This window comes from Pedobacter superstes, from assembly GCF_037622515.1.
Lineage (GTDB): Bacteria > Bacteroidota > Bacteroidia > Sphingobacteriales > Sphingobacteriaceae > Paradesertivirga > Paradesertivirga superstes.
Genome location: NZ_JBBJCN010000009.1, coordinates 26,505 through 51,256 on the forward strand (window position 1 = coordinate 26,505; position 24,752 = coordinate 51,256).

24 protein-coding genes and 1 tRNA gene are annotated in these 24,752 nt (G+C 37.5%); 17 read left to right on the plus strand and 8 right to left on the minus strand.

Annotated features, from left to right (window positions below):
* Nucleotides 1-70: 70 nt before the first annotated feature.
* Both folK and WG906_RS17705 read left to right on the plus strand, forming a co-directional pair.
* The gene (gene folK / locus WG906_RS17700) at nt 71-562 is read left to right on the plus strand and encodes a 2-amino-4-hydroxy-6-hydroxymethyldihydropteridine diphosphokinase (protein ID WP_339994193.1); all 492 of its coding nucleotides are present in this window, start codon (nt 71-73) and stop codon (nt 560-562) included.
* Nucleotides 563-571: 9 nt separating this feature from the next.
* The gene (locus WG906_RS17705) at nt 572-952 is read left to right on the plus strand and encodes an Hpt domain-containing protein (RefSeq protein ID WP_339994194.1); all 381 of its coding nucleotides are present in this window, start codon (nt 572-574) and stop codon (nt 950-952) included.
* Here WG906_RS17705 and purS read toward each other — a convergent pair.
* The 3 genes from purS to rho all read right to left on the minus strand — a co-directional run bounded on the left by purS (nt 949) and on the right by rho (nt 3,610).
* Nucleotides 949-1,200 (minus strand): phosphoribosylformylglycinamidine synthase subunit PurS, encoded by a 252-nt coding sequence (gene purS, locus WG906_RS17710; RefSeq protein WP_339994195.1) that lies wholly within the window; start codon nt 1,198-1,200, stop codon nt 949-951. The two genes, WG906_RS17705 and purS, sit on opposite strands and share 4 nt — an antisense overlap.
* Complete coding sequence (gene pssA / locus WG906_RS17715) at nt 1,197-1,895, minus strand: CDP-diacylglycerol--serine O-phosphatidyltransferase (protein WP_339994196.1); 699 nt, start codon at nt 1,893-1,895, stop codon at nt 1,197-1,199. Before pssA ends, purS begins: the two co-directional genes overlap by 4 nt.
* Before the next feature lie 104 nt (nt 1,896-1,999).
* Nucleotides 2,000-3,610 (minus strand): transcription termination factor Rho, encoded by a 1,611-nt coding sequence (rho, locus tag WG906_RS17720; RefSeq protein WP_339994197.1) that lies wholly within the window; start codon nt 3,608-3,610, stop codon nt 2,000-2,002.
* Between the two features lie 212 nt (nt 3,611-3,822).
* On the opposite strand from rho, the gene pyrF reads away from it, so the two are divergent.
* The 3 genes from pyrF (at nt 3,823) to WG906_RS19510 (ending at nt 6,239) form a co-directional block, all read left to right on the plus strand.
* Nucleotides 3,823-4,647, plus strand: a complete 825-nt coding sequence (gene pyrF / locus WG906_RS17725) for an orotidine-5'-phosphate decarboxylase (RefSeq protein WP_339994198.1) — start codon at nt 3,823-3,825, stop codon at nt 4,645-4,647.
* A gap of 85 nt (nt 4,648-4,732) precedes the next feature.
* Nucleotides 4,733-6,016, plus strand: a complete 1,284-nt coding sequence (locus tag WG906_RS17730; RefSeq protein ID WP_339994199.1) for a DUF2851 family protein — start codon at nt 4,733-4,735, stop codon at nt 6,014-6,016.
* A gap of 1 nt (nt 6,017) precedes the next feature.
* On the plus strand, nt 6,018-6,239 hold the full coding sequence (locus WG906_RS19510; protein WP_431844491.1) for a PspC domain-containing protein: 222 nt from the start codon (nt 6,018-6,020) through the stop codon (nt 6,237-6,239).
* Nucleotide 6,240: 1 nt separating this feature from the next.
* Here the strand turns inward: WG906_RS19510 and WG906_RS17735 are convergent, their stop codons facing one another.
* On the minus strand, nt 6,241-6,894 hold the full coding sequence (locus tag WG906_RS17735) for an ankyrin repeat domain-containing protein (RefSeq protein ID WP_339994200.1): 654 nt from the start codon (nt 6,892-6,894) through the stop codon (nt 6,241-6,243).
* A 141-nt stretch (nt 6,895-7,035) separates the two neighbouring features.
* Between WG906_RS17735 and WG906_RS17740 the strand changes: the two genes are divergently transcribed.
* The 5 genes from WG906_RS17740 (at nt 7,036) to WG906_RS17760 (ending at nt 12,775) form a co-directional block, all read left to right on the plus strand.
* Complete coding sequence (locus WG906_RS17740) at nt 7,036-9,594, plus strand: FtsK/SpoIIIE family DNA translocase (RefSeq protein ID WP_339994201.1); 2,559 nt, start codon at nt 7,036-7,038, stop codon at nt 9,592-9,594.
* 16 nt (nt 9,595-9,610) lie between these two features.
* On the plus strand, nt 9,611-10,261 hold the full coding sequence (lolA1, locus tag WG906_RS17745) for an outer membrane lipoprotein periplasmic chaperone LolA1 (RefSeq protein WP_339994202.1): 651 nt from the start codon (nt 9,611-9,613) through the stop codon (nt 10,259-10,261).
* Nucleotides 10,262-10,369: 108 nt separating this feature from the next.
* The gene (locus WG906_RS17750) at nt 10,370-10,645 is read left to right on the plus strand and encodes a hypothetical protein (RefSeq protein WP_339994203.1); all 276 of its coding nucleotides are present in this window, start codon (nt 10,370-10,372) and stop codon (nt 10,643-10,645) included.
* The gene (locus tag WG906_RS17755; protein ID WP_339994204.1) at nt 10,642-11,412 is read left to right on the plus strand and encodes an MBL fold metallo-hydrolase; all 771 of its coding nucleotides are present in this window, start codon (nt 10,642-10,644) and stop codon (nt 11,410-11,412) included. Before WG906_RS17750 ends, WG906_RS17755 begins: the two co-directional genes overlap by 4 nt.
* Before the next feature lie 259 nt (nt 11,413-11,671).
* Complete coding sequence (locus tag WG906_RS17760; protein ID WP_339994206.1) at nt 11,672-12,775, plus strand: fatty acid desaturase family protein; 1,104 nt, start codon at nt 11,672-11,674, stop codon at nt 12,773-12,775.
* A 52-nt stretch (nt 12,776-12,827) separates the two neighbouring features.
* Here the strand turns inward: WG906_RS17760 and WG906_RS17765 are convergent.
* Nucleotides 12,828-12,911, minus strand: a tRNA-Leu gene (locus tag WG906_RS17765).
* Nucleotides 12,912-13,165: 254 nt separating this feature from the next.
* On the opposite strand from WG906_RS17765, the gene WG906_RS17770 reads away from it, so the two are divergent.
* Complete coding sequence (locus WG906_RS17770) at nt 13,166-13,555, plus strand: response regulator transcription factor (RefSeq protein WP_339994207.1); 390 nt, start codon at nt 13,166-13,168, stop codon at nt 13,553-13,555.
* Between the two features lie 75 nt (nt 13,556-13,630).
* Here the strand turns inward: WG906_RS17770 and WG906_RS17775 are convergent, their stop codons facing one another.
* Nucleotides 13,631-13,957 carry a hypothetical protein gene (locus WG906_RS17775; protein WP_339994208.1) on the minus strand — a complete coding sequence of 109 codons (327 nt, stop codon included), beginning with the start codon at nt 13,955-13,957 and terminating at the stop codon, nt 13,631-13,633.
* Between the two features lie 306 nt (nt 13,958-14,263).
* Nucleotides 14,264-15,166 (minus strand): AraC family transcriptional regulator, encoded by a 903-nt coding sequence (locus WG906_RS17780; RefSeq protein ID WP_339994209.1) that lies wholly within the window; start codon nt 15,164-15,166, stop codon nt 14,264-14,266.
* A gap of 206 nt (nt 15,167-15,372) precedes the next feature.
* On the opposite strand from WG906_RS17780, the gene WG906_RS17785 reads away from it, so the two are divergent.
* The 6 genes from WG906_RS17785 (at nt 15,373) to WG906_RS17810 (ending at nt 24,008) form a co-directional block, all read left to right on the plus strand.
* Nucleotides 15,373-17,835, plus strand: coding sequence for a glycoside hydrolase family 95 protein (locus WG906_RS17785; protein ID WP_339994210.1), 2,463 nt, complete (start codon nt 15,373-15,375; stop codon nt 17,833-17,835).
* A gap of 131 nt (nt 17,836-17,966) precedes the next feature.
* Nucleotides 17,967-18,830: an N-acetylglucosamine kinase gene (locus WG906_RS17790; RefSeq protein WP_339994211.1), complete on the plus strand. Its 864-nt coding sequence runs from the start codon at nt 17,967-17,969 to the stop codon at nt 18,828-18,830.
* A gap of 1,215 nt (nt 18,831-20,045) precedes the next feature.
* Nucleotides 20,046-20,609 (plus strand): UbiX family flavin prenyltransferase, encoded by a 564-nt coding sequence (locus WG906_RS17795; RefSeq protein WP_339994213.1) that lies wholly within the window; start codon nt 20,046-20,048, stop codon nt 20,607-20,609.
* 88 nt (nt 20,610-20,697) lie between these two features.
* Entirely contained in the window at nt 20,698-22,017 is a 1,320-nt protein-coding gene (gene mtaB, locus WG906_RS17800; RefSeq protein WP_339994214.1) for a tRNA (N(6)-L-threonylcarbamoyladenosine(37)-C(2))-methylthiotransferase MtaB, read from the plus strand.
* 36 nt (nt 22,018-22,053) lie between these two features.
* Nucleotides 22,054-23,220, plus strand: a complete 1,167-nt coding sequence (locus WG906_RS17805) for a prolipoprotein diacylglyceryl transferase (RefSeq protein WP_339994215.1) — start codon at nt 22,054-22,056, stop codon at nt 23,218-23,220.
* A complete protein-coding gene (locus WG906_RS17810) occupies nt 23,217-24,008 on the plus strand; it encodes an inositol monophosphatase family protein (protein WP_339994216.1) in 792 nt (263 codons plus the stop codon). Before WG906_RS17805 ends, WG906_RS17810 begins: the two co-directional genes overlap by 4 nt.
* Before the next feature lie 97 nt (nt 24,009-24,105).
* Here WG906_RS17810 and WG906_RS17815 read toward each other — a convergent pair whose 3' ends face one another.
* Nucleotides 24,106-24,675, minus strand: coding sequence for a NifU family protein (locus WG906_RS17815; RefSeq protein ID WP_339994217.1), 570 nt, complete (start codon nt 24,673-24,675; stop codon nt 24,106-24,108).
* Between the last annotated feature and the right edge of the window lie 77 nt (nt 24,676-24,752).

Below are 24,752 nucleotides of genomic sequence, written 5' to 3' on the forward strand. Positions count from 1 at the left end.
ACGTTTTAATAAAGTACAAGTATACAATTAGATATGAATATATTTGAAACGTTACAAGGCTAATCAGTTTATGGAAGATATATTTTTACTTCTTGGAAGCAACATGGGAAACAGAGAGGATTACCTGCTGCAAGCACTTGATTTAATTATTCAGCGAGTGGGACCTGTTGAACTTTGTTCTTCGTTCTTCGAAACTGCTGCCTGGGGGAAGACGGATCAGCCGGATTTTATAAATCAGGCAATTAGTCTTAAATCAGATTTGTCTCCGCTTAACCTTTTAGAGGTTATATGGAGTATCGAGGACGATTTAAATAGAATAAGACAAGAACGATGGGGCGCACGGACTATAGATATAGATATTTTATTTTATGGTTCTGACATAATCAATCTACCCGATTTAATAATTCCGCATAAACTTTTGCATCACAGGCGATTTGTATTAATGCCACTTAATGAAATTGCTCCAAATCTTATGCACCCTGTATTAATGAAAACGATTAATCAATTATTGCTCGAATTAACCGACGATTTATCTGTAAAGAAATCAGAAAATTTCAATTAACTTTACCCAATGTCACACGAATTAGACCCCAATAAACTCCAAATTGATTTAACTTATTTAAATGATATAGCCGGAGGGGATGCCGAGTTTATGATTGATATGATCGATATCTTCATTGAACAAACCCCGGTTTATACAGAACAGCTAATACAGGCAGTTGGTGCCAAAGACTGGAAAACTGTTGGTGATATTGCGCATAAAATAAAACCCACCTTGGCATTTATGGGTGCAAATAAAGCGAAAGATCAAATGGCCGCAATAGAACAAAATGCTCGTACAGAATCAAATCTGGACGAGATTCCGGGTGATTTTGCAGAAATAAAAGAGGTTTGTGAGAGTCTTTATATCCTTTTGCAAAAAGTTAAAACAGATCTGCAGGCAAGTCTTTAAACCTGCTTCAGCTCAAATTCATAACTTTCCATAATCATATTGGCAAGTAATTTCTTACATGCTGTATCAACCTTTTCTCTGGCCGTAGATTCAGAATCGGCTTCAATTTCCAGACTTATATGTTTGCCTATCCGAACATTATGAATCTCTGAAAGACCAAGGTTTTTCATGCTTCCGGTAACAGCTTTACCTTGAGGGTCAAGGATTTCTTTCAGGGGCATAACATTTATTTCTGCAATGAATCTCATCTTACAAGTCGGAATTGAATTATTGATAAAAGGATATATAAAAAAATAACTATTGGAACTGCGACAAATTTAAATATTAAGATTAAAATCACAGCCAAAATAATTAAAATGTATCTGTACAGGTTCTCGCTGAAATTGAGGCTTTTAAACTTTAATGACATTAATGGAATTTCCATAACCAGTAAAATACTCATTCCAAAGCTGAAGATAAACAGGAAAAAAGCATTCAAAATATAGTTTTTTAGAAACAAATTTTCTCCCGAAACTATAAATGGTAAAGAAGCAATCAGCAATGCATTTGCAGGTGTGGGTAAGCCCAGGAAATTATCCTCCTGCCGCGTGTCTATATTGAATTTAGCGAGTCTCAGCGCTGAAAATATTGCTATCAGAAAAGCGGAGTAATTTATATACTGACTAAGCATACCTAACTGCGGGGCTTCCAGAAACAGCTGATAGATGATGATTGAAGGTAAAACACCAAAGCTTACAATATCTGCCAAAGAATCAAGCTCTTTACCAATTTCAGAATATGCATGTAATAGTCTTGCAATAAACCCGTCTAAAAAATCAAAAATTGCAGCCAAAATAATTGCATAGGAGGCAAAAATGAGGTTGTTACGAAAGGCCAAAACTATGCCTACGCAGCCACAAAGTAAGTTTAAACAGGTTATCGCATTTGGTATGTGTTTTCTCATATTGAAAAACAAAAAGAGGACGTGCAAAAAGCTGTATTACCTGATTTTTTCATAGGGACTAAATTAGTTATAGTTCACAACTTTTTGAACACCTCTTTTGCTGTTTATGAATTCATTGAAATCAGGAATTCGTCGTTTGATTTAGTACCCCTCATTTGTCCAAGCAAAAATTCCATCGCTTCCTGGGAGTTCATATCAGCAAGATGATTACGTAAAATCCATACACGCTGAAGTGTGTCCTTATCATTTAGTAAATCGTCGCGTCTGGTGCTTGATGCAGTAATATCTATTGCCGGGAAGATTCGTTTGTTGGATAACTTACGATCCAGTTGAAGCTCCATATTACCCGTTCCCTTAAATTCTTCAAAAATAACTTCGTCCATTTTTGAGCCTGTATCAATTAAAGCTGTAGCCAGAATTGTTAATGATCCTCCATCTTCAATGTTACGCGCAGCTCCAAAGAAACGTTTAGGTTTATGTAATGCATTTGCATCAACACCACCCGAAAGAATTTTACCGGAAGCAGGAGCCACAGTATTATAAGCCCTGGCCAGGCGCGTAATTGAATCTAACAAGATTACTACATCGTGCCCGCATTCTACCATACGTTTGGCTTTTTCTAACACGATATTAGCAATTTTTACATGACGTTCGGCTGGTTCATCGAAAGTTGAAGAAACAACCTCGGCACGTACGCTTCTTGCCATGTCTGTAACCTCTTCCGGACGCTCATCAATCAATAATATAATCAGATAAACTTCAGGATGATTTTTCGCGATAGCATTGGCTACGTCTTTCAATAATATAGTTTTACCTGTTTTCGGCTGGGCTACAATTAGACCACGCTGACCCTTACCTATAGGGGTAAACAGATCCATTATACGTGTAGACTGATTGCTTACATCGGTAAACAAGTTTAATTTTTCAGACGGGAAAAGTGGGGTGAGGTAGTCGAAAGGCACACGATCTCTTACTTCCGCCGGTATTCTTCCATTGATAGCTTCAACTCTCACTAAAGGGAAATACTTTTCGCCTTCTTTAGGAGGTCTGATACTACCACGAACCGTGTCACCTGTTTTTAGTCCGAACAATTTTATTTGTGACTGGGAAACATAGATATCATCAGGAGAAGTCAGATAATTATAATCTGATGAACGCAAAAAACCATAGCCGTCAGGCATAATTTCCAGAACTCCTTCATTTGCAATAACATTATCAAAGTCAAGATTAGTTGCAGGAGCAGGGGTCGGCTCTGAAGGTCTTCCTTCATTGGCTCTTGGTAAATTGGGAGTTCGTTTCTCAAATTTCTGAAAACGAGGTTCCGCTACTGCCTTAGAGTCTCTGGCGCTATCTTCAGAGACTTCCACTGTAGCTTCTACAGCCGATGGTTCTTCCGGAGCCTGAAAAGTTTCTTCTTCCTCTTGAACCGGGAAATCAAGATGCGGAGTTTCTTGTCTTGAAACAACATTTCTTTGAATTCCTTCGACTTTGGTTTTTACAGTTCTGATACGTTTACGGGGTTTTTCCTCTTCAGCTTGAGGTGCTTCCTCTGGCAAAGCACTCTGACGGGCAGCTTCAATTAGCTCCTTCTGCTCTGTTATTTTATTAATTAAGTCTTGTTTACGTAATCCGTCAGCGTTTTCAACGCCAAACGAGTGTGCAATCTCACGCAGCTCTGACACAAGCTTGTCGTTCAATTCATTAATATCTGCCATTCAATTTGAAATATTTTATAGGATTATTTTTCTAAGAGTAAATCCCCGTCAGGAAAGAAAATTATTGTGTAAGAAATACAAAGATTTTTCCTTTTCAGAGGATAACATTTGAGATAACGTCACAATTTTACTGCATTATATTGAATTAAACAAAAAATTAAATTTAATTTTTTCAAAGATTATGTTTTGGTTACTTTGAGGCATATAATAATATGGATCGTAAAACACTTATAAATCAGATAAAGTTAAAGAAATCATTCCTTTGTATTGGTCTTGACTCAGACATCAACAAAATTCCAAAGCATTTGCTTGAATTAAATGATCCTGTTTTTGAATTTAATAAGCAAATTATCGACGCGACTAAGGATTTTTGCGTTTCTTATAAAATAAATACTGCGTTTTACGAATCACGGGGAATAAACGGCTGGCAAAGCCTGGTTAAAACCTGGCAATATTTACCTAAAAATTGCTTCTCTATTGCAGACGCTAAACGCGGAGACATCGGTAATACTTCTGAGATGTACGCTTCAGCATTTTTTGACGAAGTTTCATCGGAAATGAGTTTTGATTCAATTACTGTAGCTCCATATATGGGGGCTGATTCAGTTAAGCCTTTTCTGAAGTTTGAAAATAAGTGGGTAATTCTCCTGGCTTTAACTTCTAATGAAGGGAGTAAAGACTTTCAGAATTTATCTGTAGGTTCTGAAATGCTTTTCGAGAAGGTTGTACAAAAAGCTGGTGAATGGGCTGGTGATGAACAACTGATGTTCGTGGTAGGTGCAACCAGGGGAGAATCCTTCCTGAATATTCGTAAATACGCGCCTTCTCATTTTCTATTAGTTCCGGGCGTTGGCGCCCAGGGAGGGAGCCTGGATGAGGTATGCAGATATGGTATGAACAAAGATTGCGGGCTTCTTGTAAATTCTTCGCGAGCGGTTATTTATGCCTCATCAGGATTGGACTTTGCCCAGGCGGCGAGAAATGAAGCGCAGAAAATCCAAAAAGAAATGGAAATTGCTTTAGAGCGGATATTTTAAGTATTTGATTTTTCAAACAATAAGACAGCGGTATTAATCGGGAAAAAATATTTCTTGAAATTTACTTTTATTTCTAATTTTAGGAATGCCTTTCTATGAAGACTTCTTATTTTATGTGTGGCAATTTAAGGTTTTTAGCCAGAAAGATTTAAAAACTGTAGATGATCAACCGATTAAACTCATACACGCTGGCATATTAAATAAAAATGCCGGACCCGATTTTGAACATGCTAAACTTCAAATCGGGGATACCAAATGGGCCGGGAATGTTGAAATACACATTAAATCCTCTGACTGGATACGTCATAGCCATCCTGACGATAAAGCCTATAATAATGTGATTTTACATGTGGTGTATGAATACGATACACCTGTTTTCAGAAACGATGGGAGCCTGATACCTACTCTTGAGATCAAACCATTTATTCATCCGGATATCGAATCTCAGTATAAAATTTTGATGCAGAATTTAAACTGGATTCCCTGCGAAAAGCATATTGCCCAAATAAGCGATTTGCATATGGAGAGCTGGCTTCTGCGCATGCTCATAGAGCGCCTCGAAACAAAGTCAGAGCAGGTTATAGAGATATTAAGCGAGTATAAAGGAAGTTGGGATGACGCTTTCTATATAACGCTTGCGAGAAACTTCGGATTTAAAACGAACGCTTTACCTTTTGAAATGATGGCTCGTTCTCTTCCTCAGCAAATTTTGGCCAGGCATAAAAATAACCCTTTACAGATCGAAGCTTTAATATTCGGGCAGGCAGGTTTTCTGGAGGATGATATTAATGACGATTTTCATAGAAGTCTGGCTAATGAATATCGCTTTTTAAAGGCAAAGTATAATTTAAAACCTATTGACAAGTACTTATGGAAGTTTTTGCGACTCCGGCCACAAAACTTTCCGACGCTACGCTTAGCTCAGTTTTCTGCTCTTGTACTTCAATCGAGTCACCTTTTCTCAAAAATAGTTGAAATTAAAGAGCCCAAAGAAATACGTGAGCTATTTAAAACTCTCCCTGTTTCACCCTATTGGTTAAATCATTACCGGTTTGGAACAGAAGCTGAAAAGGTTTCTAATCAGTTAGGTGCATCCTCAATAGATAATATTTTGCTGAATTCTATAGCACATACTTTATTTACTTATGGAAAATGTACTGATAGTGATATAATAAAAAATCGCGTAATAAGTTTATTAGAGATCATCCCATTTGAAGAGAATCAGATTACACAAAAATTCATTGAAATTGGAGTGAAAAAAGGAAGGTCTGACAGATCACAGGCTCTTCTTCATTTAAAAAAAACATACTGTGACTTTAAAAAATGTTTAAATTGTGCGATTGGTACAAAACTTGTAAACCCTAATTGATATGCTACAGAAAATACTGGGTTATTTTGAAAAACAGTCGTTCGGGGTCTGCACATACATCGGGGAGCGATTTGATATGTCGACCTCCAAGTTGAGGCTTTTCTTTATTTATATATCGGTCCTTTCGGTTGGGTTTCCTCTGATCTTTTATTTTTTCGCCGCATTCGTATTAGGTTTTAAAGATTACGTGAAACGAATTAGGACATCTATCTGGGATTTCTAATTTAAGCCAGGATTTTGGCTAAATCATTAAATCCAGCCAATGAAGCCAGATCTGCTGCCGTTTTTCCATCTTCTGTAACTGCATTTACATTTGCACCTGCTTCAAGGAGCAAAATAATTAAATCGATATTTCCGTGCTGAGCCGCAGAGTGTAAAGGCGTAACTCCTGATATTTGCCTGACGTTAACATCAGCACCTGCTTCGAGCAGAATTTTTGCAATTTCGATATTATTAGCTGCTACCGCTGATTGAATAGGATATACATTAAAGCCGTTTTTTGAACAAGCGTTCACTTCTGCCCCTTTCAATAAAAGATATCTGGCCGAGTCTTCATGTCCGAAATAACAGGCTAATCCCAGCGGTGTAAATCCATCATCGGAAAAGCTATTGATTAATTCGGGGTTTTTATAAATATTACTTGCCAGGCTGTCAAACTTGCCAACAGCGGCCGACTCGTGGATATTAAGGTCTTTAATGAATTTTAAAATGATATCAGAAATTTCTGGTTTCTTATAATAACAGGATAAAAGTAATGGAGATACGTTTAAACTTGTTTTTCCATTTGCAAGGGCGGGTTTTAAATCCAGTAATTCTTTCAGTGCATTAATATTGCCTGTTTGAATATATTCTTCAACTAAATATTCTTCGTCGTTCATGTTTATATCACTAAATTAGTATTTATTATTCTTTTAAGAAATTTCATGTTACTTATGAGTTCGAAACAAGAAATAAATAAAGGATGTGAAGAGTGATAAGAGATATACATTATATTTGTCGGGATAATATCATCGTACTAAATGCCTGTAAAAGGAAATCAATTTAAATCAAATAGCTTCAGAGAAGAGCTGCAGCCAAAATCAGCAGCCAGGGCGAGAGTTAGCAGGGGAAATGATAAAGCTGAAATTTTACCTAAACTAAATTTTAATGATGGCAGGCTCTTTAAGATAATAGGTCTTTTCTTCCTGGTGCTTTCGTTGTACTTTTTAGTAGCATTTACATCTTATTTATTTACATGGCAAGAAGATCAAAGCTATGTTATCGATGCGAACGGAGGTTGGGACAATCTTTTTAAAACAGCTGATGAACTGGCAGAGTCTGGTGTGTTAAGTCCTGTAGTAGAGAATTGGCTCGGGAAATTTGGAGCCTTATTATCGCATCAGTTTATTTATGAATGGTTCGGTGTTGCATCTTTCATTTTTATAGCTGTATTTTTCATAATAGGGTACAGGCTGCTTTTTCGAGTGAAGGTTGTATCCCTTGCAAAAACTTTGGCATATTCACTTTTCCTGTTAGTTTTTATATCGATAACATTTGCATTTTTTCATGCTTTTGTCTCCGATTTTCCACATTTTATTGAAGGTGAGTTTGGTTTCTGGACAAATAGATTATTGCAAGCTCAGATCGGTAATACAGGGGTCGCTGGCTTGCTAACTTTTGCCGGATTAAGTGTTTTGATTATCGCTTATAATATTGATTTTAAATTCCCTACTAAAGATAAGGAAGAAGAGTTTGAAACTCCACCGGTTTCTTTTAAGGAAGAGGAAATTGAATTGGAGGACGATTTCAGAACCCGGCCAGTTGAATTTCCACTGAATAAACGGGAGCCTGTTAAAGATAATTCAGCAGATGTAATTTCTGCTAATTTATTGAAGCAGGAAAGAATTGTTCCGCCAATGGAACTGGCAAATAATGTTGAGCCGGAAGTATTAGTTCCCAGGGCTCCTGTTACAGAGTCAAGTGCTACAGCCCTTAACTTAAATGTTCAGAAATCTGATCCTGAGTTAACCATTACCAAAACGGAGGAAGAGAAAAAAGCGGAAGATCTGGTTCAGCAATTCGGTCAGTACGATCCCAAGCTTGATTTATCATCTTATCAGTACCCAACCCTGGAGTTACTCGAGAATTATGGATCAAATAAGATTTCGGTTAATACCGATGAGCTGGAAGCTAATAAGAATAAAATTGTAGAGACTTTAAATCACTATAATATAGAAATTGATAAAATCAAGGCTACTATTGGTCCGACAGTTACTTTATATGAGATAATTCCTGCACCCGGAGTTCGTATCTCAAAAATTAAAAATCTTGAGGATGATATCGCTTTGAGTCTGGCGGCATTAGGTATCCGGATTATTGCTCCGATGCCTGGAAAAGGGACTATAGGGATAGAAGTTCCCAATCAGCATCCTGAGATGGTTTCCATGCGTTCGGTACTTGCGACAGATAAGTTTCAGAATACGACGATGGATTTACCTATTGCATTGGGTAAAACCATATCTAATGAAGTATTTATTGCCGATTTAGCAAAAATGCCTCACTTGCTGGTTGCTGGTGCTACAGGGCAGGGAAAATCCGTCGGTATAAATTGTATTCTGGCGTCATTGCTTTACAAGAAGCATCCATCCGAACTGAAATTCGTTTTGGTAGATCCTAAGAAAGTAGAGCTAACCCTGTTCAGAAAAATAGAAAGACATTTTTTAGCCAAACTTCCCGGAGAAGAAGATGCTATCATAACAGATACAAAGAAGGTTATCAGTACTTTAAACTCACTTTGTATTGAAATGGATCAGCGATATGACCTGTTGAAAAATGGTCAGGTGCGAAATTTAAAAGAATATAATGCAAAATTTATCAATCGTAAATTAAACCCTGAGGAGGGTCACAGGTTCTTACCTTTTATAGTATTGGTTGTAGATGAGTTTGCAGATTTGATGATGACAGCAGGAAAAGAAGTAGAAACACCCATAGCACGTTTGGCTCAGCTGGCCAGGGCGGTAGGTATACATCTTGTGATTGCTACACAGCGTCCGTCTGTAAATATCATTACAGGAACGATCAAAGCCAATTTCCCGGCACGTCTGGCTTTCCGTGTGTTGTCTAAAATTGATTCCAGAACCATTTTAGATTCAGGCGGTGCGGATCAGCTTATCGGAAGGGGAGATATGTTGTTTTCCACAGGAAATGATCTGATAAGACTTCAATGTGCATTTGTTGACACACCTGAAGTTGAAAGGATTTCGGATTTTATCGGAAATCAAAGAGGGTATTCTTCAGCCTGGATGCTGCCAGAGTACGTTGATGAAAATGGAGAAGGTGGCAGTATTAAGGATTTTGACCCGGCAGACAGGGATTCGTTATTTGAAGATGCCGCGCGGCTTATTGTCATGCATCAGCAAGGTTCTACATCGCTTATACAAAGAAAGCTGAAATTGGGTTATAATAGGGCGGGGCGACTGATTGATCAGTTAGAAGCTGCAGGTATTGTCGGGCCTTTTGAAGGAAGTAAGGCACGTGAAGTTCTTTTACCTGATGACTATGCATTGGAACAGTTCCTGGACAACCTTAATAAGAAGTAGATTTAAATTAGAAGAGATGAGAAGAATTATTTTCAGTGCCATAATAATTATTGGATCTGTAGCAAGTGTTTGGGCACAAACAGATGCGAAGGCTAAAGCAATATTAGCTGAAGTAAGTAAGAAATATCGATCGTATGACGTAATTAAAACTGATTTCACCTTTACACTTGATAATCCTCAGGCTAAAGTAAAAGAAACCCAGGCGGGGACTTTGTACGCTAAATCTAAGGCCAATAAATATAAGGTTGTTTTAAAAGCACAGGAACTTATAAGTGATGGTAGAAACCAGTGGACCTATGTGAAAGCCGATAAGGAAGTTCAGTTAAGCGAAGTAGATAATAGTCCAAATGCGATGAATCCTGCCCAAATTTTCACGATTTACGAAAAAGGCTTTAAATATGTATATACCGGTGATTCAAAGATTAATAACCGCGTCACACATGTGATTGATTTAACGCCTTTGGATAGTAAACGCTCTTTTTTTAAGGTCAGGCTTAATATTGATAAATTGAATAAACAAATTAGTAACGCGACTATTTTTGATAAAAACGGGAATCGATATACTTATTCAATCAGAACATTCACGCCTAATGTTAAAGTACCTGAATCTATGTTTGGCTTTGATGCCAAGAAGTATCCTGGTGTAGAAGTGGTAGACTTACGGTAAAAAGTAAAAAGTAAATAATTGAAAAATTAAAAAGTAAAAAAGCGGTGAGAGATCATCGCTTTTTTAATGATATGTTTCGGAGAATGGCTGCTTTTGTTAATTTTGAAAATGTCCCTGTCATATACTCAACATACATTAGAAAAGCTTGAGCAATTGCTGAAAAGTCTGGAATACAAGGTTCGTTATGAAAAGGGAAGCTTCAAGACGGGAGCTTGTATTCTTGAGGACAGTAAAGTCGTTGTCGTGAATAAATTTTCAAATGTTGAAAGTAAAATAAACTCGCTTGCTCAACTTTTACAAAACATCCAAACTGACGAAAGTATGCTTGATGAAAAACAGAAGCAATTTCTTTATGTATTAAAACAAACTACCCTTCAACTGTGAAAATTACTTTTTTAGGAACAGGAACTTCTCAGGGAGTCCCACTTATAGGATGCAGTTGCGAGGTATGTACTTCTTCCTCCCCATATGATAATAGATTAAGAGTTTCTGTTTTAATTGAAGTTGACGGAAAAACTCTTGTTATTGATACTGGTCCCGATTTCAGATACCAGATGCTGAGAGCAAAGGTTAAGCACCTCGACGGTATATTGATTACTCACGAACATAAAGATCATGTAGCAGGGCTGGATGACGTGAGGGCTTTTAATTATCATCAGAAAGAAGCAATGAACGTTTATGCGAATAAACGGGTGCATCAAACACTGGAAAGGGAGTTTCATTATGCATTCGGAGATTCCAAATATCCTGGGGTACCTCTTATAAATCTAACCGAAATATCTAATATACCTTTTCTGGTTGATGGGATCAATGTTATACCTATTGAAGTTATGCACTACCAATTGCCGGTATTTGGATTCAGAATAAATGATTTTACTTACATCACTGATGCAAAGACAATATCTCAGGCCGAAAAAGAGAAAATTAAAGGCTCGGAAATTCTGGTAGTAAATGCCTTGCAAAAAGATAAGCATATATCTCATTTCACACTGGATGAAGCTATTGCCTTTGCTCAGGAAATAGGCGCCCCTAAAACATATCTCACCCATATAAGTCACAGAATGGGGAAGCATGAGGATGTGAGTAAGGAACTGCCCGAGGGAATAGAGCTTGCTTATGATAGCCTGGTTTTAAACCTGAACGATCAATAAAATAATGTAAAACCAATTGTGTAAAATAAACTTATACCTTTACACAATTGTAAATTAGTATTCTGCATAAAGCTTTCTTAGCAAGAAAGGAAGAAAGCCATTAAAGTTATCTAGTCCCGCAAAGAACGTAACCAGCTTGTTTTAAATGCTTAATTGTTGATCCAGGTCAGAACAGATTTAGGTTCACATTGTTGTAAACGCATTCTCGCTGCAATGTTAATTACTAATAAGCGTTAAAGTAACAGTATCTTAAAATTATATGACAAAAATTTCTTTCAACAGCCAAAACACTCTTTTTTTTAACACACTTAAAAGCAGGGTTGATAATTATTTTACCTCTAATAAATTGTGTGTTTCCGGCGGATGGAAATTGTTTCTGAAAAGTATTATATTATTAACTTCTTTAGTAAGTACCTATATCACACTTGTGTTTTTTACTCCAAATCCATGGATATCTGTTTTACTGTGCTGCGTCCTGGGTTTAACCTTTGCTGCTATCGGATTTAACATTATGCATGAAGGTGGACACGGGAGTTTTTCTAAAAATAAAATACTCAATGCCTTCAGTGCGTATTCACTTAACGTGATGGGGGGCACCATTTATTTCTGGAAACAGAAGCACAATATAAACCACCATACCTATACAAATATTGACGGGATGGATCATGATATTGATATAAAGTTTATGCGCATGCATAGCGAACAAGCTAAACAGAGTTATCATAAATATCAGCAATTTTATTGGGTGTTTTTGTATGGGATATCTTATATGGCCTGGATCTTATACCAGGATTTCGAAAAATATTTTACCGGTAAAATGGGACCAAAAGATTCTCCCAAGAAAATAGCTTTAAATGAACATTTGATTTTTTGGACAACAAAAGCATTTTATGTTAGTGTTTACCTGGTTGTGCCAATAGTTATGGTAGGAGTGCTGGAAACCTTTCTGGGCTTTTTAATTGCCGGGTTTGTGTGTGGTTACAGCATTAGTATCGTATTTCAGTTAGCCCATGTGGTAGAGGGGACGCAATTTCCTGAGCCACATCCTCTAACAAATAAAATTGATCAGGAATGGGCTATTCACCAGATTAGTACAACAGCCAATTTCGCAACTAAAAGTAAGTTGGTTTCATGGTTTGTAGGAGGTCTGAATTTCCAGGTAGAACATCATTTGTTTCCCCGTATCAGCCATATCCATTATCCTAAAATCAATGAAATTGTAAAGAGAACCTGTAAGGAGTTTGAGGTAAATTATATTGAACATCCAACGGTTTTTAAAGCCTTCGTGTCCCACTTAACTCATATAAAAAAGCTGGGAATGCCTGAAAAGAAGAAAGAAAGGGATTTAGCTTTAGTTTCTTAAGAAAAGTGTATTTAGATCAAAAAGGGGAAAATTGTACTTTCCCCTTTTTTTGTGCCCGAGAGCGGATTCGAACCGCTACACCCGTTAAGGCGCCACCACCTCAAGGTGGTGCGTCTACCAGTTTCGCCACCCGGGCAATTGGTTGCAAATATAATAGCTTAAGCTTAACATTCATGTTCAATTTAGAGATTATCCAATAAAAGATTTTCTGCCTATATGGGAATTTATTATACAATTTGAGGATTTTGTTGCATCTAAGCATTTCTCTCAAATGGGGTACTCAGCTGCAAGAGTGTCCTGGGGCGCTTTAAACGAATCATATCTTCGCATTTATGTTTTCGGAAAGTTGGTGAAGTTTTTGCGTAGTATATCCTAAATGATAGTTAATCGATGGCAAAAGTTCTTGTAATTGAAGATGATGAGCTAATGATTAAAGCTCTTGAATTTCGTTTAAAAAAAGATGGATACGACGTTTATTTAGCCAGGGATGGAGCAGAGGGGATTGAGATGCTATCGAAAACTCTATATGATTTAGTTATTACGGATATAATGATGCCGTTTGTAAGTGGTCTTGAGGTTGTAAGTCATATTAAGAATAATCCAGTAATTAAAAATACACCAGTAATAGTTCTTTCGTCCATAGGATTAGAAAGGGTACTTTTAGAGGCGTTTGAATTAGGTGGAGATGATTTTATAATAAAACCTTTTAATTTAAGTGAGCTGGTCTCAAGAGTTAGGAAATTTGTAAGCCCAACGGAAGCTTTAGTCAGGCGATATTAATTCGCGAACCTGTCAGAGTAATCAATTGTCAGATTTTTATGTAACGCACTAAATTAGTTTGAAGAAGTAAAATTATTATTTGAATAGAGATTTGTTATGATTGGGGTCTGGTAGCCCGGGATTCTCTGCTAAGATTTCCATCTTTGGATTGTCTATATAATCAGCGTACCATCTGATTGATTCAATTACCAGCAGAGGGTCAGAACCATCATATCCTACAGTTTCAAATGCTAAAATTTCTCCATTGTCATTTCCAAAAAACTGAAGTTCAGAGGGGTCGGGTTCATAAGGATCTTTATTCAAACAATATACCCTTACTTTTAAGTCTCCATCTCTATGTCGAATTACATCTCTGCAATCATCCTTGGAATCTTTTACTAAAAGAAATATTGATTGGTCCATAACATATATATATCAAATAAACTGACACAGGTAGCAAATGTTTTCAGGCAATTATTAAAAAATCAGTTTTAGCTGCTCTCCGCAGCCCCGGCATTGCTTAATTGAAATGTATTAGCAGATCCAGTGAATGAAAGGAATTTCTTTTAATATGAATTATTTGATCTCTTTGTCTACGAATCAGTTACAATTAAATATAAATCTTGTACAGAATCTAGGCTGGTAAAACTGTTTTGACTCATAGGGGGAAGGTTTTCGGAGCTTTTCGTTTAATGGGAAATCAGGCCAAATATCATACACTTTTGTATTTCATAAAAGGATATCCTGAAGGGCTATTGGAAGATGATTATGATTTTTGATGTATGCATTCTGGTATCCCTGAGGGGTATACCCGGTTATGCTTTTAAAGTTTTTGTGAAAGCAGCTGAAGTTATTAAATCCAGACTCGAAGCAAACTTGCTTGATACTTTGATTATTGTCAAGCAAGAGCTTACAAGCATATCCTATCCTGATTTCGAGTAAAAACTGATTGTAGGTTTTTCCGGTACGGGTCTTAAAATATCTGCAAAAAGAATTCGGTATTAAACCGGTAATAGAGGCAATTTCCTTCAGCTCTATCTTCTTCATGAAGTTTTTCAGGGTGAAATTGTATATGGTATTCAATCTTTCATTTTCAGAGTCATATTCATGATATCGAAATCCTATAGAGGATAAAAGAGTTAAATGGTTTATGTTTGCTAAAGCCTCAAGGCACTCCATTAATGATATAATTCTTCTGAATCCGCTGGATTTATGCACCTTATCCATCAGAAATATTATGTTCCGGGCTTCATGGCCTGAAATAAGAATACCTTGCTGGGCTTTTTCAAAAACAGTTTTTAGCGCCCTGCTTTCAGGTAAAAGTAAAAATCGTTCTCCGATAAAATTTTCCTCGAAATGTATAACTGTGGAATACGGCAGATGCTCATTATTATTGCCAAGATATTCATCAAACATCCAGTAATGAGGTAAATTAGACCCTAATAAGACGACATCTCCTGCAGCGAATTTCTTTATGTGATCTCCGATAAATTGCGTCCCTCCACCTTTATGGAAACAAATTAATTCTATTTCCGGATGATAATGCCACCTGCTGTTGATATTAGGAATATCCTGGCGTACACTAAATGAGGACACGGGTTGATGCGTTATTTTTAATAACTGAGGTTTCATTGTAGTACTTATTCTGCTTTCTTGTGTCGTACTACAAATTAGGATAATATCTCTTAAATTTTAGATAAAAAAGTAAAATTGATATACAATTATTCTTTTAGTTTTGGACTCAACTATAGGCCTTTAACTTTTGAATGTATTCATTCGTCGTTTTTTCTGGAAGCATTCTATTAACATCGGTGTGATTTAATTTTATTAAAAAATTTATGGTTAGGAAACTCATAATTTCTGCTCTCATTTTAATTCCCTTAACCGCAATCTGTCAAAATGATTCAAAGTTATGGTATAAAAAGCCGGCAAGCACCTGGACAGAAGCATTGCCTGTTGGTAATGGCCGGCTTGGAGCAATGGTGTTTGGAGGCGTTAAGGAGGAGCTTATCCAGTTAAATGAAGCAACTTTATGGACTGGCGGTCCTGTTAGGAAAAATGTGAACCCAAAGGCTTATGCAAACCTGCTGCTGGCCCGAGAGGCTCTTTTTAAAGATGAAGACTATACAAAAGCCAATGAATATACCAAGAACATGCAGGGCTATTACTCCGAGTCATATTTCCCTCTTGGCGATTTAATTATCAGTCAGCATTTCAGAGATTCTGAACCATCTGCATATTATCGTGATTTGAATACTAAGGAAGCGATTTTAACCACACGATTTACAATAGACGGAACGGAATTTACGCGACAAATGATAAGTTCTGCAGCGGATCAGGTTATTGTTATCCGGTTAACGGCTAATAAACCAGGGCGGCTGAATTTAAAGTTAAAGACTAGAAACCCTTTAACCTATACAAACACTGTTATCAGTAACAGTGAAATTGCGATGCGGGGAAAATCTCCATCCCACTTAGAGCCTAATTATGTACGTAGCGATAAACCAATGGTTGCCGATGATACAGCGGGATGCAAAGGGGTGCGTTATGAATTGAGAGTAAAAGCTACAAGCAATGGAGGAACTATTAGCAGCGATACAAGCGGAGTAACTATTGTAAACGCTTCAGAAGCTTTGATATTTCTTTCGGCAGCAACGAGCTTTAATGGGTTTGATAAATGCCCGGATTCTGAAGGAAAGGATGAGAAAAAATTAGCATCGCAATACCTGAATGCAGCAATTAAAAAGGGCTGGACATCATTATTTAAATCGCACACTGCCGATTTTCACAAGTACTTTAACCGTGTTTCCTTTAAATTAGCGGTACCGGCTAATAATAAAAATGCCTCGCTGCCCACTGATGAACGTTTAATAGGATATACAGAAGGGGCGAAAGATCCTGAATTGGAAATGCTTTACTATCAGTACGGGAGGTATCTCCTTATTTCCAGCTCGAGGCCAGGTGGAGTTCCTGCAAATTTACAGGGTATCTGGAATAAAGAAGTAAGACCCCCATGGAGTTCGAATTATACAACCAATATCAATGCACAGATGAATTATTGGCCCGCAGAAGTAACCAATCTTTCTGAAATGCATTTACCTTTTATAGAGTTTATAAAGAATACCTCGGTAACAGGGAAAGCTATAGCCAATGATTTTTATCACGCAAAAGGCTGGGCAGTGCACCATAATAGCGATATCTGGGCCCTGGCCAATCCTGTAGGGGACCTTGGTAAGGGCGACCCGATGTGGGCCAACTGGACTATGGGCTCGCCGTGGCTTTCTCAGCATTTATGGTGGCATTATGAGTTTACTCAGGATAAAAAATATCTGAAAGAAACCGCCTATCCTTTAATGAAAGGTGCGGCTCAGTTTTGCATAGATTTCTTGGTTGAAGATAAAAAGGGCCGGCTTGTTACGGCTCCGTCAGTATCACCCGAAAATGCCTTTATTGACGATAAAGGGAAACCCGGAACTGTCTCTGTTGCCACAACTATGGATATGCAGATTATCTGGGACCTGTTTACCAATCTGATTGAAGCATCAAAGGTGTTAAATGAAGATGAAGCATTCAGGGAGTTAATTACAGAAAAGCGAAGTAAGTTATTCCCCCTGCAGATTGGTAAGAAGGGCAATTTACAGGAATGGTATAAAGACTGGGAAGATGTGGATCCCAAACACAGGCATGTATCTCATTTATTTGGCTTATATCCCGGAAGGCAGATTGCGCCAATCACTACTCCCTCCTTTGCAGAAGCCTCTAAAAAAACCTTAGAGCTAAGAGGGGATGACGGAACCGGATGGAGCCTTGCATGGAAAATTAATTTTTGGGCCCGTTTGCTTGACGGAAACCATGCATATAAAATGATCCGAACCTTATTGCGCCCTACAGGTCAAAAGGGTACTAATTATTCAAAGGGAGGTGGATCTTATGCAAATTTATTCGATGCCCATCCTCCCTTTCAGATTGATGGAAACTTTGGCAGCATTGCCGGAATGACAGAAATGATGCTGCAAAGCCACCTTGGAGAAATTCATCTGCTGGCAGCAATGCCGGATGAGTGGACTGAGGGGAGTGTGAAAGGATTGAAAGCAAGAGGGAATTTTACCGTGGAGATGAACTGGAAAGATAAAAAACTTACGAAAGCTATCATATTTTCTAATGCCGGAGGAGATTGTAAAATAAGGACTGCTTATCCTGTTAAGGTAAGTGGCGCGGCTTCAAAATCTCTGAAAACTGATTACGGTTATATTAACACTTTTACTACTGTAAAAGGTAAAAAGTATACAATCAGCATATAAAGTAGGCCAGGTATTAAAAAGAATTCTGATTCTTTGTCACGTATTGGTAAGCCTCATTAATGGATGTTGGATTTGTGAAAATCTAAACTTGGTGTATATTTTACACTATCTTTAATTACCTTTATAGAATAATGATACTAATAGCAGATGGAGGCTCAACCAAGACCCATTGGTGTTTGCTGAGCAAAGATTTAGAGAGTCAAGATTTTTATTCTGAAGGGTATAATCCATATTTCGTAAATGAAGATTATATTAGAAAATCCTTGTCAAAAGTATTGCCTGAGGGTTTAAAGATAACAGGTGTAGAAAAGATTTATTTCTACGGTGCAGGTGTGCACGGGGAAGAAAAAGCTCAGATATTGAAACGGGCTTTTCAGGATATTTTTATTAATGCTGAAATAGTTGTTAAAGATGATCTTTTGGCTTCATGCAGGGCCTTATTGGGAGATCAGCCTGGATTTGCAGCTATTCTTGGCACAGGAACTAATACCTGTTTGTATGATGGTGGAAAAATTATTCATCAGGTAAATTCTGCGGCATATATTCTGGGTGATGAGGGGAGTGGTTGTTATATCGGGAAAAAAATATTGGTGAGTTACTTAAGAGGAACTTTGTCACCGGGTGTCAGAGAGAATTTTGAACGAACTTATACTTACAGGCATGATGATATCCTGAACAAAGTTTATACAGAACCACTGGCAAACAGGTTTTGTGCGGTCTTTGCTGAATTTGCTTATAAAAATCTTAAGGACCAGCACATTTATTCTCTTGTTGAAAGTTCAATAGACGACCTGTTTACTCAATTAGTTTGTCTTTATCCCGGATATAATTCACATAAGTTTAATGCTGTTGGATCTGTTGCTTTTTACTTTTCCGACATTCTGAATAAGTGCGCTCAAAAATATGAGATGGAAATTGGAAAGATCATTAAATCTCCAATCACCGATCTGGTCAGCTATCATATAAGAACCCTTGAGTCAAGAGGCTTAACCTGATTTTTACCGCTTAAAATTTCATCAGGTCTTCAGGGAATGGGGGAATGACTTCTTGTATGCGTTTTTTGCTTGCTTGAATATGATACAAGAGCAAGTGTGGCAAAATCGGGAAATGGTATTCCAGTTTGTGGTTATAATTCCCAGTTGGATAAACGAAACATGGTTAGAAGGGGGATGAAAAAGGTTTTTTAACGCTGGCACAGCATTTGTCTTTCAGTATATGCCCTCCCAAAGGGCATGTTTTTCATAGGTAGATGTAGGGTCGAATTTAATGTTCGGCCCTTTTTTTAGCTACGTATTTCTAAAAGACATGGATCAGAATAAAACCTTGTGGACTAAGTATACAATCAGCCAGTCTAAGAGCAACACTCAGCATTTCCTACCCCAAGGTATTGAGCCCTGGAAGGAGCATTGAAAGAGTCGGTAGATCCGCGAATATTCTGTTGCGAAAAGAACCAAAACAACCGCATATAATACGCATATAATATATAAGCCTGTAAAAAGCAATTGTGGCAAAATCGGGAAATGGTATTCCCACATGTGGTTGTAATTCCCAATAGGGTAAATAAAGTTAGTTAGAATAGGGTCTAAAAAAGGGTTTTTCAGCGTTGGCACCACATTTGTCTTTTAGTATATGCCCTCCCAAAGGGCATGTTTTTCATAGGTAGATGTAGGGTCGAATTTTAATATTCGGCCCTTTTTTATTGGGCTTAGTATAATGCTAAAAATCCTTAGATAATATTAAATTAAGTCGTAGAATGCAATGTGTGGCGAAATCGGGAATGGTATTCCCATATGTGGTTATAGATCCCAATGGGGTTAAATGAAATATTTTAGAACAGGTCTGAGAAGGGGTTTTCAGCGTTGGCACCACATTTGTCTTTTAGTATATGCCCTCCCAAAGGGCATGTTTTTCATAGGTAGATGTAGGGTCGAATCAAATATTCGACCCTTTTTTTTTAAAAAATGCAAGAAATGTTTTTACCGGTATTTAAGGTAAAATATTTCTGTTAGTCATTGTAAATCAATAATTTATCTATAATGGATGTTTAAGCCTTTTTTTGCTTAAATAAATTTGGCACGTATAACATTATATCTATATTTGTAATGCCCTCCCAAAGGGCATGTTTTTCATAGGTAGATGTAGGGTCGAATTTAAATATTCGACCCTTTTTTATTATTTAACTTTTTCATTGCTGTTTTGTTAAGAATCTGATGAGGAAAAAAAAGATAGTTATTGCAGTGTCTGGTGCCAGTGGTTCAATTTATACAAAGGTTTTATTTGATAAATTATTGAATCTTCAATCTGATATTGAAGCGGTAGGTATTATTATGTCTGATAATGCAAAGGAAGTTTGGAAATATGAATTAGAGGAAGATTCTTATATGAATTACCCCTTTAAGTTTTATGCCAAATCGGATTTTACTGCTCCATTTGCATCCGGTTCGGCAAAGTTTGATACCATGATAATTTGCCCTTGCTCAATGGGCACTTTAGGGAGAATTGCTTCGGGTGTTTCTGATGATCTGACTACAAGGGCAGCAGATGTAATTTTAAAGGAGCGAAGAAAATTAATTCTTGTTGTAAGAGAAACTCCGTTTAATCTTATCCACATCAATAATATGAAAACGGTTACAGAGGCCGGGGGAATTATTTGTCCGGCAACGCCATCTTTTTATAGCAGGCCCGCTAGCATCGAGGCAGTGGCTGCAACTGTGGTTGACAGGGTATTAGATTTAGCAGGTTTGAATAATGATTCATACAGGTGGGGCGGATGAATGCTTGAGGAATAAACTAATAATGAGAGAGTAAAAACAATTCCCAAGCTCAGTTTTCAACCCAAATTCTTATCTTTGCAGCTTGATTATGAGGAAAAAAGTTGCATTTTATACATTAGGCTGTAAATTGAATTATTCCGAAACCTCAACAATCGGAAGACAGTTTAATCAAGCTGGATTTTCGACAGTTGATTTTACCGATACTCCTGATGTATATTTAATCAATACATGTTCTGTAACTGATAATGCGGATAAAAAATGCCGTAAAGTAGTTAAAGAGGCACTGAAACATTCACCCAACGCATATATATTAATTGTTGGTTGTTATGCTCAGCTAAAGCCTAAAGAAATTTCCGAAATTCCCGGAGTCGACATGGTTTTAGGAGCTGCTGAAAAGTTTCAGATAATTGAATACTTAACTGATCTAACCAAAAATCCGAAGGCTCTCGTTTATAATCAGCCAATTGCTGAGGCAAAACAATTCAATGCATCATATTCTTACGGTGATCGTACCCGTACCTTTTTAAAGGTACAGGATGGCTGTGATTATTCGTGTACCTTTTGTACCATTCCATTGGCAAGAGGCTCAAGCAGAAGTGATACTATTGAAAATATAGTTAAGCAGGCGGAAGAAATTGCTGCTTCCGGGGTAAAGGAAATAGTACTCACGGGTGTAAATATTGGCGATTTTGGAATCAGGGGCGGTAAAAGAGAGGATAAATTTTTAGATCTTGTAAAAGCTCTCGACGAGGTGAAAGGCATTGATCGAATCCGGATTTCTTCTATTGAGCCAAATTTGTTAACCAATGAAATTATCCAATTCGTTTCTGTTTCGAAACGATTTGTGCCTCATTTTCATATTCCCCTTCAATCAGGCTCCGATAAAATTCTGTCACTGATGCGCAGGCGTTATAAAAGGGAATTATATGTTGAGCGGGTTGCCAGGATTAAAGAAGTAATGCCCGATTGCTGTATTGGCGTAGATGTAATTGTCGGTTTTCCGGGTGAAACACGCGAGGATTTTATTGACACGTACGATTTCTTAAACGGGTTAGATATCTCATATCTCCATGTGTTTACCTATTCAGAAAGAGAAAACACGATAGCCGCAGAAATGCCGGATTCTGTACCCGGATCTCAGCGCGCCGATCGAAGTAAAATGCTTCATATACTTTCTGATAAAAAACGCCGGGCATTTTATGAAGCGCAGTTAGGAAAAGATGCTCAGGTTTTATTTGAGGGCGACCAGAAAGACGGTTTGATGCATGGCTTTACAACCAATTATGTTAAGGTTCAGGCGAAATATGATCCTGTTCTTGTAAATGAGTTGAAATGGATAAAACTGGAAACTATTTCAGCATCAGGAGAGGTAGAAATATCAGAAGCTGCAGAAGTTCTGGTTCATTAGTTTTATGTTTTTCCGAACATCCCATTATCTTTGGCCATGTTTCCAACCCTATCGTATCTTATTGAATATTTAACTGGCGTTAATATTCCGCTTCCTATTCAAACGTTTGGTTTTTTTGTGGCGCTGGCATTTGTGGCGGCATATATCGCTTTATCTGAAGAATTAAAGCGCAAGGAGGCCGAAGGATTAGTTCATCCTTTTAAAACTCAAATAACTATTGGCGAAGCTCCTTCAACCTTTGATTTAATCATTAATGGTTTTTTAGGGTTCTTAGTTGGGTATAAACTTCTTTACGCAATTTTAAATTATACAGCTTTTGTCGACAATCCTCAAGAAACTATTTTATCAACAAGAGGGAATTTTTTAGGTGGTCTAATTCTGGCAGGATTATTCGCATACCTTGCTTATTCTGATAAAAAAAAACAGCAACTTCCCAAACCAAAAATAGTTGAAGAAACCGTTCATCCTTATCAATTGATGAGCAGTATTGTAGTTTGGGCCGCTGTATGGGGTTTCATAGGTGCTAAAGTTTTTCATAATCTCGAGTATATCGACGATTTTATGAGAGATCCTATCGGGGGCCTGTTTTCATTTAGCGGTTTGACATTTTATGGCGGTTTAATTTGCGGTGGTGCGGCAGTAATTTACATCGCGAATAAACATGGAATAAAACCAGCGAATATGTTTGATGTAGGTGGGCCTGGAGTTATGATCGGTTACGCCGTCGGTCGATTGGGGTGCCATATGTCAGGAGATGGTGATTGGGGGATAAATAATACGTCTCCAAAACCATCCTGGTTAAGCTGGGCTCCGGATTGGATGTGGGCATTCAAATACCCGCATAATGTAATCAGCGAAGGGGTTCCTATTAAAGATTGTGTCGGAAGGTATTGTGCCGAACTGCCTCTGCCGGTATACCCAACTGCATTTTATGAGGTGATAGCAGGCCTTATATTATTTGTATTTATGTGGTCTATCCGTAAAAAGATTAAACCGGCTGGTATGATGTTCTCAATCTATCTGATTTTAGCCGGAGTTGAACGTTTCCTGATTGAAACAATCAGGGTGAATTCTTTATATCACGCTTTCGGATTAAGTTTTACTCAGGCAGAGTTAATTTCTGTAATTATGGTGATCGCAGGAATTGCAGGGATGATTTGGTCAGTTAATAATCACAAGAAAAAACATCTGTCAAAAGCATGAATTTAGAGGTATTAACACAAGAAGTTATCGCTTTATCAAAGCAAGTCGGTGCCTTTATAAAAGCGGAATCAATTAAATTTAGGATAAGCGATATTGAGTATAAGGGACACAGTAATTTAGTGTCTTATGTAGATAAAGCTGCCGAGGAACAAATTGTAAAAAGGCTGGTGGAATTACTTCCCGAAGCCGGGTTTATAACAGAAGAAGAAACGATCAATAAGATCGGAGATGTTTATAACTGGATCGTTGATCCTTTGGATGGGACAACTAATTTTATTCATGGACTTCCTGTTTTTTCTGTAAGTATCGCCTTAGAGAAGAACAAAGAATTGGTACTCGGAGTGGTCTATGAAATTAACCTGGATGAATGTTTTTATGCCTGGAAAAATGGAGGGGCGTATTTGAATGCTAAGCCTATAATGGTTTCTCCTCATGCCGAATTTTCGAAAACTTTAATAGCTACTGGTTTCCCGTACTATAATTTCGATAAAGAAGATCAATACCTGAGAATTGTTAAAGAATTAATGCAGCATTGTCATGGCATCCGGCGTATGGGATCTGCTGCTGTTGATATGGCTTATGTAGCCTGTGGCAGATTCGATGCGTATTTTGAATACAATATCAATTTGTATGATATCGCTGCCGGAGTGGTGATTGTAAGAGAAGCCGGAGGAACTGCCTTTAATTTTTCAGGCAACGATGAGTTTTTTGCCTCCAGGGAAATTATTGCATCAAATGGAAAAATAGGCGAGGCGATGAAAGGGGTGATACAGAAACATTTTTTTTAAATAGATAATCTCACGCAAAGATCACAACGAAAAAAAACGCAAAGGGCGCTAAATCATACTTAGCGCTCTTTGCGTTTCTATTATTTTGCCTGAAACCTTACATCGCTTCAGCAACTACTTCCTGAACTTCAGGAACCATTCGTTTTAGCAAGCTTTCAATTCCTGCTTTAAGTGTGAATGTTGAAGAAGGGCAGCCACTACATGAACCTCTGAGTTCTACAGTCACCAAACCTTCATCAAATGATTTAAAGCTTATAGCGCCACCATCCTGTTCAACAGCCGGACGAACATAGTCATGTAATATTTGCTGAATTTTTATTTCAGTTTCTGAACCTTCAAATGCCGGCGCTTCGTCCGAATTCGCAACTTCTTGTATTTTTAGTTCTGATTCAACTGCTCCTTTGACAAATTCCTTTAAAATAGGCTCAATATCTGTCCATTCTGAATCTTCGGTTTTTGTAATAGTTACAAAATTACTTGCGAAGAATACACCATTTACAAAATTGAACTTATATAATTCTTTAGCAAAGGGAGAACTTTCAGCACTTGCTTTAGTAGCGTAATCAGCGCTTCCGTTTAATAAAAGCTTATTTACCAGAAACTTCATGGTCGCCGGGTTTGGCGTTGTTTCTGTATATACATTTATATTACCTGCCATTGTTGCCATTTCTGAGTTTTTTACAATGCAAAACTACCAATTTTCACACCAGTTAAATAGTATACTCCAGCTTTTTACTTGAGTAT

Coding starts and splice junctions, on each gene's coding strand:
- lolA1 (WP_339994202.1), top strand. CDS start 9,611: ATGAGAAGAATTATTTTCAGTGCCATAATAATTATTGGATCTGTAGCA.
- pssA (WP_339994196.1), bottom strand. CDS start 1,895: ATGAGAAAACACATACCAAATGCGATAACCTGTTTAAACTTACTTTGT.
- WG906_RS17815 (WP_339994217.1), bottom strand. CDS start 24,675: ATGGCAACAATGGCAGGTAATATAAATGTATATACAGAAACAACGCCA.
- WG906_RS17770 (WP_339994207.1), top strand. CDS start 13,166: ATGGCAAAAGTTCTTGTAATTGAAGATGATGAGCTAATGATTAAAGCT.
- WG906_RS17785 (WP_339994210.1), top strand. CDS start 15,373: ATGGTTAGGAAACTCATAATTTCTGCTCTCATTTTAATTCCCTTAACC.
- mtaB (WP_339994214.1), top strand. CDS start 20,698: ATGAGGAAAAAAGTTGCATTTTATACATTAGGCTGTAAATTGAATTAT.
- WG906_RS19510 (WP_431844491.1), top strand. CDS start 6,018: ATGCTACAGAAAATACTGGGTTATTTTGAAAAACAGTCGTTCGGGGTC.
- WG906_RS17705 (WP_339994194.1), top strand. CDS start 572: ATGTCACACGAATTAGACCCCAATAAACTCCAAATTGATTTAACTTAT.
- WG906_RS17730 (WP_339994199.1), top strand. CDS start 4,733: ATGCCTTTCTATGAAGACTTCTTATTTTATGTGTGGCAATTTAAGGTT.
- WG906_RS17805 (WP_339994215.1), top strand. CDS start 22,054: ATGTTTCCAACCCTATCGTATCTTATTGAATATTTAACTGGCGTTAAT.
- WG906_RS17795 (WP_339994213.1), top strand. CDS start 20,046: ATGAGGAAAAAAAAGATAGTTATTGCAGTGTCTGGTGCCAGTGGTTCA.
- WG906_RS17735 (WP_339994200.1), bottom strand. CDS start 6,894: ATGAACGACGAAGAATATTTAGTTGAAGAATATATTCAAACAGGCAAT.
- WG906_RS17810 (WP_339994216.1), top strand. CDS start 23,217: ATGAATTTAGAGGTATTAACACAAGAAGTTATCGCTTTATCAAAGCAA.
- pyrF (WP_339994198.1), top strand. CDS start 3,823: ATGGATCGTAAAACACTTATAAATCAGATAAAGTTAAAGAAATCATTC.
- folK (WP_339994193.1), top strand. CDS start 71: ATGGAAGATATATTTTTACTTCTTGGAAGCAACATGGGAAACAGAGAG.
- WG906_RS17750 (WP_339994203.1), top strand. CDS start 10,370: ATGTCCCTGTCATATACTCAACATACATTAGAAAAGCTTGAGCAATTG.
- purS (WP_339994195.1), bottom strand. CDS start 1,200: ATGAGATTCATTGCAGAAATAAATGTTATGCCCCTGAAAGAAATCCTT.
- WG906_RS17740 (WP_339994201.1), top strand. CDS start 7,036: ATGCCTGTAAAAGGAAATCAATTTAAATCAAATAGCTTCAGAGAAGAG.
- WG906_RS17760 (WP_339994206.1), top strand. CDS start 11,672: ATGACAAAAATTTCTTTCAACAGCCAAAACACTCTTTTTTTTAACACA.
- WG906_RS17790 (WP_339994211.1), top strand. CDS start 17,967: ATGATACTAATAGCAGATGGAGGCTCAACCAAGACCCATTGGTGTTTG.
- WG906_RS17775 (WP_339994208.1), bottom strand. CDS start 13,957: ATGGACCAATCAATATTTCTTTTAGTAAAAGATTCCAAGGATGATTGC.
- rho (WP_339994197.1), bottom strand. CDS start 3,610: ATGGCAGATATTAATGAATTGAACGACAAGCTTGTGTCAGAGCTGCGT.
- WG906_RS17780 (WP_339994209.1), bottom strand. CDS start 15,166: ATGAAACCTCAGTTATTAAAAATAACGCATCAACCCGTGTCCTCATTT.